The organism is Halovenus amylolytica (genome assembly GCA_004015825.1).
Classification (GTDB): Archaea; Halobacteriota; Halobacteria; order Halobacteriales; family Haloarculaceae; genus Halovenus; species Halovenus amylolytica.
In genome coordinates this window covers 53,732-66,513 of the sequence record SAYS01000016.1, presented here as the reverse complement: position 1 = coordinate 66,513, position 12,782 = coordinate 53,732, and the positions used below count along the sequence as shown (strand labels likewise).

Below are 12,782 nucleotides of genomic sequence, written 5' to 3'. Positions count from 1 at the left end.
GAAGCGATCTCACACGGAGTCGGCGCTCTCGGGGCACGATGAGCGCTGAACACTGATTGCACGCCAGCCGAAGTCAAAAATGCGAGAATCTGTCGGAATCTTCGACAACCCGGGCCCACACTAGTTTTTGAGTCGAATCTCGTCGTCAGTGACCGAATCGACTCGTTCATCTTCCAGGCGGTAACTTTCCTCGTCTGCCTGGTCCCAGCCGAGTTTGGATTTGATTTTGTCCGTGAGACTCGGATCTGGTTTCACGTGTGCATTGCCGTTCCGAACGTCACTCACGATTCCGATCTCGTCGCCCGCTGAGTTCACGACAGGCTTTCCTTCGTCGTCGGCAGTCATTGTTGTTCGTTGCATCGCACCTAGATATTGACACGCCATAGACATTGTTATTTAGAGTGAATTATTATCTGAAATTAATAAGATAGAGTTACCGCTTCTGGAGAAATGAGCGACGTTCCCTGGAAATCTGTCTGGGAGTATATCATGATAGTGAAACAGAGGGGCGTATCGAAACGGATCGGCTTTTATTTTCACACCCACTGGACAACGAGTAAGCTTTGTTTTGTCGAGCATCAGGGCGACGTTTTGTCGTCAGCCACCGTCTCGTTGTCTTCGGGGGCGTCTGCCCCCTCGCGGGCGGAGTCCTCCTCGGGTGTCTCTTCAGGTTCGATTTCGTCAGTCTGTGTCGGCTGTGATTGGACACTGCTGGGTCCTGCTGCTTCACTGGCCTCGTCGGCCAGAGAGGCCTCGGAAAGATCGACTTCGGTGGTCTCGTCGTCGATCCGTGGATCTCCAGTGGACTTGGCGCCAGCCTCTGCTGACGGATTTTCATCGATCTGCCCCTCGTGAAACTGAATGGACTCTGTGTCAGAGTCGGATTCGGTCGTGGGTTCACCCACAATTCCCCGTGGATTACTGTCGCCCTGGTGGCTATCTGCGCGCTGTTCCGATGTCCCAGTGCCGGTATGGTGGTTGCTTTCGTCTGCGGTATCTGAACCGGTCATACTGTGGCGGCGTCGCTGACGAAGACCGAGACCGACAAGCGCCGTTGCAACGAGTACCTGTCCGTCGATTTTCTCCGTTTGTCGGCTCGACCCGAGTGCGCGCACTAACAATATCGCGCCCACAGCAAGCGGAATTGATCCGTCCGTGGTCCGTTTTTTGAGAGTGTCTACGGCGCTAGACTGGCTACTCTTCGATTCTTCGTCCGATTCTGGCGTAACTGCACTGAGTTGTATCATTGTATCTGTAGTGGCATCGTGTCATTCTATCGAATTATACTTGACTACGCCCCCGGCGTTGGGTTCGGTACGAGCCACACCGGGAGACGTAGAACCCCTCTAGCGGAGATCATCGCTGAGTCTTTCATCGGTTCACGGAAGAGTTCGTCTGACGGGCTATCCTACAGCGACACGTTGTCGCCGGTGACAAGACTCCCTGATCTCTATCGATTAGATTGATTCTTCTTCCCGCTGTTCCTCGTTCAACTCTTCACCCCTGTCAGAGTACCCCTCTCGCCCGATCGCGTCGTCACTGACCATGCTGACGATCGTATCCATCACCTCCTCGGCAGAATCGTATGTCGTCTCTCCAACCTGACCGAGAATCTCCTGGAGGGATTCACTATCTTCTCCAAGCTCAATCTGGTGAGGTCCGTACTCGTCGAGAAGTTCGTCCGTGTCCAATGGATACTCTTCTGCCTCTAGATCGTCCGCGAGTGATCCAAACTCCACACCCTGCGTCCTACTGTCATCATTACTGGACATACAAACATCACTATCGGGAGCGGAATATATGTTTCGATAGTTTAGATATGAAATTAAATTTGATCTACTAATTGCGGGGCTTACTCGGAATATTTTTTAGGCAAACCACATGCGCTCGATCGCGTCTGCGTGTGTGTTCAGTGCTGGAGAGAAGGAGTTGGATAATCTGGTTACTGATTTTCGACAGTGTCGATGAGTCGGTCGAGTTCGTCTTCGACCGTGCGCTGGCGCCGTTCGAGTTCGCTGATGCGTTGGCCGATCTCGCCGACGTCGTCGCGTGTCGCCATCCCGATCTGGGCCAGCCAATCCTGTGTCATCTCGTCGATTTCCTGTTGCATCTCCCTGATCTGCTCGACCAGCTGGCCGTTCGTGGCGGCGAGGCCACTCGTCGACATGACCCCGGAGAAGGCCTCGTTCGCCGATCGGAGCCAGATATCGCGGAACGCTTCGGGCTCGACGTCCTCGCCCTGTACCGCATCGCTCGCCCGTTCGTACATCTCCGCTGCGGCGTCCATCCAGATCTTGTAGGCCTGCATGTAGCCTTCCATTCCATCTTGGATCGCGTCCTCGTTAGGTATCGAGTATTCGAAAGCGCCAGTCCGCGATTCCAGCTCCGCCGTGGGCAAACTGGCCGCCTTGTCCACGGAGACACCGCCTCCCGCAGCGACGCTCTCGCCGCCGAGTCGGTCAGGTGCCACGGTCCGCTCCGCGGGCAGAATGACCGCGTTTTCTACATAGACACCCTCCTCCGCAGCGACGTTCTCACCGCTGAGTCGGTCAGTCGCCTGGATACGCTCCCCGGACAGTCCGACCTCCTCGGGTTCGTGGCCGAAATTCAACACGACGACGACCCGCTCGTCGTCGTTCTCTCGGGCGTAGGCTACGACGTTCTCGGAGGTGGACTCCACCTGTACTTCCTCGAAGTCGGCTCGATAACCGAGCGCGTCGAACTCCTCGCGCACCCGACCGAGCTGTTGATAGAACGCCAGCAGATCCTCGTCGGCATCGTCCCAGTGGATTTTCCCGCGCCCCCAGTGTTCGCCGATCTCCTGGCCGGCGTATATCATCGGCGCGCCGGGCAGCGTGAGCGACGCTGTAGCGGCTGCTTCGACGGCGTGGCGGCCGGGCGTTTCGACGTATCGGTCCTCGTCGTGGTTCTCGATGTAGGTCAGAAACCCGGCGTGGTTCGGGAAGCCGATCCGGTACCGGTTTTCGAGGGACTGATATAGCTGCTCGGCCGGTTTCTCGCCGCCGCCGATCTGGATGAGATCGAAGTAGAGGCCGGCGTCGAAGTGGATGTCGAAACACAGGTTGTGGAAGTCCGCGACGTAGGGGATCGTCTCGTCCATCAGCAGGAACTCGCTGTCGTGGTCCTTGACGACCGAGCGAACCTCCTGCCAGAACGGCTTCGGGACCGCCCAGGCCATATCACACCGGAAGCCGTCGACGAGGTCGGCCCACTTCTCGACGGCGTCGAGCAGGTGTCGGCGGACCTCGAGGTTGCGGTAGTTGAAATTCGCGATGTACGGCCAGTCGAAGTAGGTCTCGGGCTGGCGGTTCTCGCGGTCCTGCCAGTCGTACCACTCGATGTACTTCTCGTGACCCTCGACGGCCTTCTGGAAGAATTCGTGGTCCCGTGCCGAGTGGTTCAACACGAGGTCGAACAGGATACGCATGTCCCTGTCGTGGACCTCCTGGACGAAGTTTCGGAACGCCTCCTCGCCGCCGAGGTCGTCGGCGATCGAGAAGAAGTCCGTGGTGTTGTAGCCGTGATCGAAGTCGTCGTTCTGGAGGACAGGGGTCAGCCACAGCGTGTTGATGCCGAGGCGCTGGATGTGGTCGAGGTTCTCGGCGATGGCGTCGAACGTCGACTGGCCCTCGTCGGGATCGATGTAGCCCCGGACGTAGATCTCGTAGAGCGTCATCTCCTTGCCCCACTCGGGCGGCTCGTTCAGGAGTTCGACGTCGCCGCCGGAATGGACCCGCACCGTATCGGGGACACTGTACTGGGTCCCGAAGGCAACGGCATGGATGCGCACCGGGGCGTCGAGCACGTCGAGGGGGATGTGGAGCTCGCGGCCGTCGACCTCGTACTCGGTCAGTTCGTCGCGGTCGTCGACGTAAAATTCGACGTCGAGACTCTCGTCTTCCTCGTCGCCGTTCGGAGCGGTCTGTGCGTGCGCAGTCAGCACGACCTCGTCACCCGCACGCTCGCCAGTGAGCGTAAGTCGGGGTCGGCCCCCGCCGGAGACGGGATCCTCGCGCGCAGAGCCGAGACCGGAGCCGCTTTTGCCGCTCACCCCGCTTTCGCCGGGGCCACTCATCCCGCTCCGGCCGCTCTGTCCGCTGGCGCCGCCACCTGCCGCGACCGCCATCTCCGACGGGAACACCCGGAGTGTGAGTTCGTGGCGTCCGTCCGGTGCGTCGAGCGCGACGGTGTAGACGCCCGGTCTGTCCGGTGTGAACGATTCGACTGGGTCGTCGCCGAACGAGACTGCACTCCTCTCGGGTGCCTCGGCGACGTGCCAGCTGTACGTCCCGTCAGGGTCGGGGTCTCTGGGGGCGAGTTCCTGCGTCTCTCCAACCGCCAGTACCCGGGGTGGACCAGGATGGTGCATACATACCCATTGACATTTCTATGGGATATATCCGAGGTACGGTTTGCCAAAAAACGACAGCCATCCCGACTCTCGCCTACGTGTCGAAGACGGGGTCGGTCACTCCAGCTGGTGGTAATCCAGTTCGTGGCCCTCGTCGAGGGCGTCCTGCACGGCCTCGCTCGGCGTGTCGACGGGCTCGGTGAAGCTTGTCATCCCACCGATGTCGGCCCGCTGGAAGTAGATGTTTCGCTGCCAGTCGGGGTCAGTCTCCGGGTAGTCGGTCCGGTAGTGTGCACCACGGGATTCTGTCCGTTCGAGTGCCCCACGGAGGACAGCCTCACCAGCGGTCAGCATGAAGCCAACGTCCAGTGCGAACTCGAAGGAGTCGCTGGTGACCGGGCCGACGTCCATATCTGCAGCCTTTTTACGCAGAGTTGCGAGTTCGTCGAGCCCTGTCTGCAGGGACTCGCCATCGCGAAGAATCCCCGCGTGTTCCCACATGAGATTCTGTAGTTCGGTGTAGACGGCCATGACGTCGTACTCGCCGTCTCGGCCAGCAAGCGATTCGAGGTCCGCGAACTGCGGTTCGGCGATCTCCTCGACGAGAGCCTCGGGCACCTCGCCTGGGCCATCGACGCGCTCGGCGATGCGTTCGCCGGCGACGACACCGAAAGCGACCGTCTCGGCGAGTGAGTTGCCACCCAGGCGGTTTGCGCCGTGGACGCCGGCCATCGTCTCGCCGATGGCGAACAGTCCGTTGACGTCTGTCTCGCCGTACTCGTCGACGGCGACGCCACCCATCCCGTAGTGAGCAGTCGGCGCGACCTCGACTGGCTCGCTGGCCATATCGACGCCGAGATCCACGAATCGCTCGTACATCCGCGGCAGTCGCTCCTGGATGAACTCCCCGCTTTTGTGCGAGAGATCGAGATAGACACCGCCGTTTTCGGTGCCGCGGCCCTCGGCGATCTCCTGTGCGATGGCGCGGGCGACGACATCCCGGGCATCGAGTTCCATCTGGTCCGGCGAGTACCGCTCCATGAACCGCTCGCCACCGGGAGACGTCGTCTCCCGAGCCCCCGAGTCGGCCGACTCGGGGACCTCGGAGTTGTAGAGGTGGCCACCCTCACCGCGGACGGCCTCGGTGACGAGGCGGCCGCTCCACGGTTCCCACTCCGGATCGCTCTCGTCGACGGCCATCCCGGTCGGGTGGAACTGGACGAACTCCATATCCATCAGGCTGGCACCGGCGTCGTAGGCCAGTGCAGGGCCGTCACCGTTGTTCTCGTCGTCACGGGAGGTGTGACGGTTGTAGATCGCTGCGTGGCCACCAGCGGCCAGCACCACCGTCCCAGCGTTGAACAGGACAAAGTCACCGGTCTCCATATCGAATCCGACGGCCCCGTACACCGAGACCCCATCCGAGAGGAGCTTCGTGATCATCACGTTCTCGCGGTAGGGGATCTCCAGTTCCTGGGCGCGGTCGACGAGCGCGTTCAACATCGACTCGCCAGTGTGGTCGCCCGCGAAGGCAGTCCGGCGAAAGGACTGTGCGCCGAAAAAGCGCTGGTCGATCTCGCCGTCCTCGGTCCGCGAAAACTCCATCCCCCAGTCGTCGAGTTCGCGGAGTCTGTCGGGCATCTGCTTCGCGACAGTCTCGACTTTCTCCGGGTCGTTGAGGAAGTGGCCCTCGTTGAGGGTGTCTGCAGCGTGGATTTCCCAGCTATCGTCGGGGTCGTGTGTGCCGAGTGCACCGTTGATACCGCCGCGAGCCCACGTCGTGTGGGCGTCGCCGTGGCTGCGCTTTCCGATGACGAGCAGGTCCTCGACATCGCGTTCGGCGAGTTCGATGGCGGCCCGGGCACCTGCAGCCCCAGCACCGATCACGAGCACCGAGACGTCGACTCGGTCGTACGCCGGACTGGCGGCATCTGTTTCACTCATACCAGTAAGAAGGGGCTGTAGCCTTATAGGTCGCACGCGTGCGCGCGCACGAGGCTCTGCAGGAACACCCCCGACGTAGGAACACCCAAGATAGATATTCGTTCCCATGGCAGTTGTCTAGTATGACACCGGACGCGGGAGACATCCCGATTCGCGGGACGGTCGCACCAGAGTTCGAAGCCGTCGGCGACGTGTTCGTCGAGAACTTCGCCGAGCGCGGTGAGCGCGGTGGGGCCTGTGCTGTCTACCACCGGGGAGAGAAAGTCGTCGATCTCTGGGGTGGATACCGGGATCGTGAGCGAACCGAGCCGTGGGAGGAGGACACGATGGTGCTCGTCTTCTCGACGACAAAAGGCATGGCAGCGATGGCTGTCGCTCACGCCCGGTCGGCAGGGTTGTTCGACTACGACGACCGTGTGGCGAGATACTGGCCGGCATTCGGGGCACACGGGAAATCGGGTGTGACGATCCGGGAGTTACTCGCCCACCAGGCGGGCCTCCCTGCGCCCGCCCACGAACTGAGTGCTGCCGACGTCGCCGCGACGGAGGAACTCGCCGACTCCCTCGCCGAGCTGGAGCCCGAGTGGACTCCGGGACACCGACACGGCTATCACGCGTTCACACTCGGCTGGTACGAGAGTGAACTCATCCGCCGGACGGATCCGATGGGGAGAACGCTCGGGGAGTATTTCGAAGCGGAGATCGCAGACCCCAACGAGATCGAGTTTCACATCGGCGTTCCGACCGGTATTCCCGACGAGCGGATCGCAGAAATAGACAGCTTCGGCCCACTCAAACTCCTGTTCGAGGCTCGCGAGCTCCCGTGGCAGTTCTACCGCGCACTCCTGAACCCCCGTTCGCTGACCAGACGCTCACTCGACTGTTTCGACACCGACTCACCGGCCGAACTCGCCTCCCCCGAGTACCGCCGCGTGGAAATCCCAGGCGGAAACGGAATCGGGTGTGTCCGGGACATCGCGAAAGCATACGGCAAACTCGCAACGAGCGGATCCGGACTCGGGATCGACCACAGCACACGGGAGGAACTCACCGCGCCGGCTACCGAACCGCCGGGCGGTTCCAGGGACGAAATCCTCAAACTCGACGCGGCCTACTCGCTTGGCTACTCGAAACCACTGCCGGGATTCCAGTTCGGCAGTGGCCCGACTGCCTTCGGTGCGCCGGGTGCTGGTGGCTCCTTCGCGTTCGCGGACCCCGAGATGGAAATTGGCTTCGCCTACGCGCCGAACAGAATGGGATTCCGGCTCAGAGACGACCCTCGCGAGCGAGCGCTGCGGGAAGCAGTCTACGACTGCTTGCCGTAGCACTCACCGGGACGGACTGTCGATCGGTCGCCGGAGCCACGGGTCGAACGCGACATCGCCTTCGATATCGTCGCCTCTGCCGACCTCTCTGCCGGCGGGGTTCCACCGTCCGTCCGGCCCGCCAGGGCCGCTCGCGTGGCCCCACCAGTTGTCGGTTGCGTCGAGGGTCGCGTCGTAGACCGGTGAGTATCCCGACCGAGACAGTAAGCATCCAACTGAGCGAACGTATCCGATACAACGAGAATGGGAGTTCAGACGACGTGACATCCAGTTCACGACCACTGTAGTGACAGAATTAAGATACCCGTAGCTCTGTCTGCCTGTGACCAATGTCGACCTATAATTTATTATCATTCTGGATAGAGATGATATAATGGGTGAACAGAGAACTCGGACGTTCGACGGTCCGTTCCGCATCCTGCACGTCGACGACGATCAGGAGCTTGCGGAGACCGCTGCAGAGTTCGTCCGACGCGAAGACGACCGGTTCGACGTCGAGATCGCAGGAGGGGCAAGCGAGGCTCTGGACCGACTTGCTGACGAGGAGTTCGACTGTGTCGTCTCGGATCACGAACTTCCGGGACAGAACGGCATCGAATTCCTCGAAGCCGTTCGAGCGGAGTACCCCGACCTCCCATTCATCTTCTTTACCGGGAAAGGCAGCGAGGAAGTCGCCAGCGACGCGATATCTGCAGGCGTCACCGACTACCTCCAGAAAGAAACGGGACCCAGTCAGTACACTGTCCTCGCCAACCGGATCAGGAACGCAGTAAAGAAGTACCGCACACAGGCAGAACTCAGCGACCGCGAGAAGCGTCTCAATCTGTTTTTCGAGCAGTCCCCGCTCGGTGTCATCGAGTGGGACGACCAGTTCGAGCTCGAGCGGATGAACGACGCAGCAACGGAGATTCTCGGCTACTCCGAAGGGGAACTGGCGGGGGACGGTTGGGATGTCATCGTCCCCGAGTCCGACAGAGACGAGGTTGCGGCTGTCGTCGCAGAGCTGCTCGAGAACAAGGGCGGCTACCACAGCATCAACGAGAACGTGCGCGACGACGGCGAGCGAATCCTCTGTGAGTGGCACAACCGCGTCGTGACCGACGCAGACGGCGACGTCGTCGCTGTGTTCTCCCAGTTTCAGGACGTCACCGAGCGGCGAGAACAGAAGCGACGGCTGGAAGCGATCACCAGAAACACCCACACGTTCATCGCGTTGCTAGATCCGGACGGAACCCTTCTCGAAGTCAACGACACCGCGCTGTCGATCGGTGGGCTCGACCGGGAAGAGGTGGTCGGAACACGGCTCTGGAACACCGGGTGGGCAGGGCCGACCGACGAGGTTCGGGCGACGGTCCGGGACGCAGTCGATCGGGCCCGCGACGGTGAGCCGTTCCGAGACGAGATCCAGATAGAGAGCACGAGCAGGGACCGCATCATCGACTTCTCGGTCCGTCCGATCACCGACGAGCGAGAGGATGTGACACTGCTGCTCGCCGAAGGCAACGAGATAACCGAGCGCAAGCGACACGAAAAGCAACTCGAAGCGATGCGCGAACGGACGGAGTTCGCACTCGACGCGACCGATTCGATGATTTATGACGTCGACCTCCAGAGCCAGGAAGAAGTCCACCACGGCCCCTACGAGCGCCTGTTCGGCGTCGACCTCGGGGAACTGGACAGCAGTGAAGAGGTACTGCCAGCCATCATCCACCCCGAGGATCTGGCGCGTGTCCGCGAGTTCGAGCGCATCGAGACACTCGAAGAGGAAGACTGGCATCTCGACTACGATTTTCGGTCTCACCCCGATCGGGGAGACACCCGATGGCTCCACTCGGAAGCGTACACCAAGTTCGGTTCCGACGGGAGCCCGGAGCGTCTGATCGGACTGGCGACCGATATCACAGAGCGGCGGGAACGCGAGAACAGAATCGCCGCGCTGAACGAAGTGGCACAGACGCTGACGGCCGCCGAGACACCGGGGGAAGTCGCCGAGACTGTCGTCGACGCAACCGCGGAATCGCTCGGATTTCCCCTGACAACTGTCGACCTGTACGACAGCGAATCCGGATCCCTCGACCGTGCGGCACAGACAGAAGCCGTCCGGGAACTCCTCGGAGATGGGCCGTTACTGGGACCGGACCAGGATCTCTCCTGGCAGGTGTACGCCGCGAACGACGGTCGCGTGATCGACGATCTGTCTGACGTTGTAGATCGAGGTGACGCGAACCGACCGGTCGCAAGCGTGATGATGCTCCCGATCGGCACACACGGTGTCTTCGTCAGTGGGGCCACGACACCGGCGGCGTTCGATGAGACCGAGTTGACGGTCGCACAGATACTCGTATCGAATGCGCAGGCAGCGCTCGACCGCGTCGACCGGGAACAGACGCTCCGGTCGCAAAAACAGAGGCTACAGGAGAAGAATACAGCGCTCGAACGTGTCGAACGGATCAATCGAGTTATTCGGAGTGTCATTCAGTCACTCCCCTACGCGAGGTCACGAGACGAGATCGGAGCGACGGTCTGTCAAGAACTGGCCGAGCGGGGACCGTACACGTTCAGCGTAATCGCGGAGCGACGATCTGTCGACAGCAACGAGATGGTCTTTCGGACCGCAGCGGGCGAGGGTGAGGGCTATCTCGACGCGGTGTCAGCCCCGGACAGCCGTGGAACGCCGATGACGGACGGTCCCGTCGGCCAGGCATTCCGTGAACGAACTGTCCAGGTTCAGGAACTGCGCCGGGCAGAGCCACCCTTCGACCCGCTAGAAGTCGCGGCTCTGGAACGCGACTTCCAGTCGAGTATCGTCATCCCGCTCGTGTACGGCGAAAAAATGTACGGTGTGTTGAACATCTACACTGTCGAGCCGGGGCTGTTCGGTGAGATGGAGGTGACAGTGCTCGAGGAACTCGGCAGGATGGTGGGGTACGCGATCAACGCGATGGAACAGAAAAAGATGCTGGTGAGCGACGTGACTGTGGCTCTGGAGTTTGCACTGACCGATCCAGATGTTCCCGCAGTCCGGTTCGCACAGGAACTGGGCGGGCAGTTCACCTTCGAAGAGATACTCGAACAGACCGACGGGGGGTACCGTGTATTCTTTACAATGACCGGCGTCGATCCGGAGAACGTCTTCGAGTACAGTGACATCGTCGGCTCTGTCCAGGACCTCTCTCTGGTCAGTGAACACGAGAACGGTGTCAGATTCGAGGGCGTGATCAGTGAGTCGGGCTTTCTCGGACAACTGCTCTCCTACGGAGCCTATCCCAGAGAGTTGTCTGCATCGGCAGACGAAGCCCATGTCACCGTCGAACTGCCCAGAAGCGGTGATATCCAGTCGTTCATCCAGATGTTCATCGATACCTACACCGGGGCAGAGTTGCTCAACCGACAGGAGTACAACCGACCGGTCCAGACCCGCGAACAGCTCCAGGCGATATACAAGGACATACTGACCCCCCGGCAAGAAGAGGTACTGAAGACAGCCTACTTCAGCGGGTTCTTCGAGTGGCCGCGGGAACAGACCGGCCAGGAGATCGCCGAACGGCTGGGTATTTCACAGCCGACGGCGAGCCGACACATCCGGAAAGGCGAACAGAAGATACTGGGCGTTGTGTTCGATGACGACCAGGCGGACGATGATTTAGATATCTAGCCCCCGGATCGTGTTGTCCGGTATACAGATGCCGGAATCGGATTTGATGGCTGGTAGTGTATAGTGGAACGAAATCATGAGTGTGCGAACTACAGAGTCAGTGGCGGAGCAGGAGAGTCGGTCGCTTTCGATCGACGTTATCGAATCCGTGGCCGATGTGCGTGATCTTGACCCTCTGGAACTGCCCCAGCTGCGAACCGCAATCGATCCGGATGCCTTCGAACAGCTCTTCTCGCATTCGTCCGACAGGGCTGGACAGGTGAGACTCACGTTCACCTATGCCGGCTGTGAGGTAGCGGTAGACTCCGACGAGACGGTGACCGTACAGCGACGTGCCGACGGCCGAACTGGTGAGGAGTAGTGAGTCTTCGGAACAGGGGGCAACGGACAACTATATGCTGACCACTCACCACACGAAAATGACACCATACGATGCCGATGAGATCGCGGAGCGATCCCTCTCACGCGAACAGACGGGTGTGGTAGAGACGTACGTCTGTGCGACGTGTGGATCTTCGCTCGATACCTACGAGAAACATCCTGTCGTGGCAGAGTCGGACACCGCTGTCTCGGTATTGCTGTTCTGTAGCAGTTCCTGCCGCCGGGACTGGCTCGAAACGGAGCGTAAGGACGGATAAGTGAGAACGAGTGTCCCTGGATTCGATCGACGGTGGCTGTTCCGATCGAGACGACGGCCTCATCTGGAGAACTACGCGATTCCAGGACAGTCACACTCAGAGATAGTTAGAGGACCTGAAAGACGTCAAAATAGGCGATAGTGAATAAGTGGACTCGCCGGGACCGAGCGAAACCACAGGTTTTGCGAGAGTCGGAGCGGCTTCGCCGCTCCGGGATTTGAACCCAGAGGAAGACGGTCACCTCGCTACGCTCGGTGCTGCGACTTCCAGGGCATCAAATCCCGCCTCGACCATTCTCGCTCGCTCAAAAATTCGCTCGCTCCGATGGACTCGTCGGGACCGAGCAAACGCGTAGCGTTTGCGAGGGTCGACGAGTCCACGAACGACGACGAGCGCAGCGACCGAAGGAAGTGAGTGGACTCGTCGGGATTTGAACCCGAGGCCTCTTCCTTGCGAAGGAAGCGATCTACCACTGATCTACGAGCCCGCGATGGTGAAATTTGCCGCCCAGTACACGAAATCCCTGCGCGTGAGGGAGTCAGTCCTCGAGGACGATCTCGATACTGACGTCGTTCGGAACCTGGATGCGCATCAGCTGGCGCAGCGCGCGTTCGTCGGCGTCGATATCGATGAGCCGTTTGTGAACGCGCATCTCCCAGTGCTCCCACGTCGCAGTCCCCTCACCGTCGGGGGATTTCCGCGAGGGAACTTCGAGCGTCTTCGTCGGCAGCGGAACCGGACCCGAGAGCTTCACGCCAGTCTTGTCGGCGATGTCCTGGACCTCACCGCAGATGCTGTCGAGATCCTCGGGGCTGGTTCCTGCCAGGCGGACGCGTGCTTGCTGCATG

Annotated in this window: 11 protein-coding genes and 1 tRNA gene; 4 read left to right on the top strand and 8 right to left on the bottom strand. The window is 60.6% G+C overall.

The window, feature by feature from the left end; all coding sequences use genetic code 11:
• Positions 1-120: 120 nt before the first annotated feature.
• The 5 genes from EOW68_RS13055 to EOW68_RS13035 form a co-directional block, all read right to left on the bottom strand.
• Positions 121-360: a DUF8593 domain-containing protein gene (locus EOW68_RS13055; RefSeq protein WP_128225606.1), complete on the bottom strand. Its 240-nt coding sequence runs from the start codon at positions 358-360 to the stop codon at positions 121-123.
• A gap of 218 nt (positions 361-578) precedes the next feature.
• Positions 579-1,010, bottom strand: coding sequence for a hypothetical protein (locus tag EOW68_RS13050; RefSeq protein ID WP_128225605.1), 432 nt, complete (start codon positions 1,008-1,010; stop codon positions 579-581).
• Positions 1,011-1,457: 447 nt separating this feature from the next.
• Positions 1,458-1,772 (bottom strand): DUF5789 family protein, encoded by a 315-nt coding sequence (locus EOW68_RS13045; protein WP_128225604.1) that lies wholly within the window; start codon positions 1,770-1,772, stop codon positions 1,458-1,460.
• 170 nt (positions 1,773-1,942) lie between these two features.
• Positions 1,943-4,390 (bottom strand): alpha-amylase family glycosyl hydrolase, encoded by a 2,448-nt coding sequence (locus EOW68_RS13040; RefSeq protein ID WP_128225603.1) that lies wholly within the window; start codon positions 4,388-4,390, stop codon positions 1,943-1,945.
• A 99-nt stretch (positions 4,391-4,489) separates the two neighbouring features.
• On the bottom strand, positions 4,490-6,316 hold the full coding sequence (locus EOW68_RS13035; protein ID WP_128225602.1) for an L-aspartate oxidase: 1,827 nt from the start codon (positions 6,314-6,316) through the stop codon (positions 4,490-4,492).
• Positions 6,317-6,438: 122 nt separating this feature from the next.
• On the opposite strand from EOW68_RS13035, the gene EOW68_RS13030 reads away from it, so the two are divergent.
• The gene (locus EOW68_RS13030) at positions 6,439-7,641 is read left to right on the top strand and encodes a serine hydrolase domain-containing protein (protein ID WP_128225601.1); all 1,203 of its coding nucleotides are present in this window, start codon (positions 6,439-6,441) and stop codon (positions 7,639-7,641) included.
• Positions 7,642-7,644: 3 nt separating this feature from the next.
• On the opposite strand, the gene EOW68_RS13025 is transcribed toward EOW68_RS13030, so the two are convergent.
• A complete protein-coding gene (locus EOW68_RS13025; RefSeq protein ID WP_128225600.1) occupies positions 7,645-7,908 on the bottom strand; it encodes a hypothetical protein in 264 nt (87 codons plus the stop codon).
• A 106-nt stretch (positions 7,909-8,014) separates the two neighbouring features.
• On the opposite strand from EOW68_RS13025, the gene EOW68_RS13020 reads away from it, so the two are divergent.
• The 3 genes from EOW68_RS13020 (at position 8,015) to EOW68_RS13010 (ending at position 11,934) form a co-directional block, all read left to right on the top strand.
• Positions 8,015-11,296 carry a PAS domain S-box protein gene (locus EOW68_RS13020; protein ID WP_128225599.1) on the top strand — a complete coding sequence of 1,094 codons (3,282 nt, stop codon included), beginning with the start codon at positions 8,015-8,017 and terminating at the stop codon, positions 11,294-11,296.
• Between the two features lie 76 nt (positions 11,297-11,372).
• Entirely contained in the window at positions 11,373-11,657 is a 285-nt protein-coding gene (locus EOW68_RS13015) for a HalOD1 output domain-containing protein (protein WP_128225598.1), read from the top strand.
• A gap of 58 nt (positions 11,658-11,715) precedes the next feature.
• Complete coding sequence (locus tag EOW68_RS13010) at positions 11,716-11,934, top strand: DUF7576 family protein (RefSeq protein ID WP_128225597.1); 219 nt, start codon at positions 11,716-11,718, stop codon at positions 11,932-11,934.
• A 415-nt stretch (positions 11,935-12,349) separates the two neighbouring features.
• Here EOW68_RS13010 and EOW68_RS13005 read toward each other — a convergent pair.
• Both EOW68_RS13005 and rpsJ read right to left on the bottom strand, forming a co-directional pair.
• A tRNA-Ala gene (locus EOW68_RS13005) sits at positions 12,350-12,421 on the bottom strand.
• Positions 12,422-12,472: 51 nt separating this feature from the next.
• Complete coding sequence (gene rpsJ / locus EOW68_RS13000) at positions 12,473-12,781, bottom strand: 30S ribosomal protein S10 (RefSeq protein ID WP_128225596.1); 309 nt, start codon at positions 12,779-12,781, stop codon at positions 12,473-12,475.
• Between the last annotated feature and the right edge of the window lies 1 nt (position 12,782).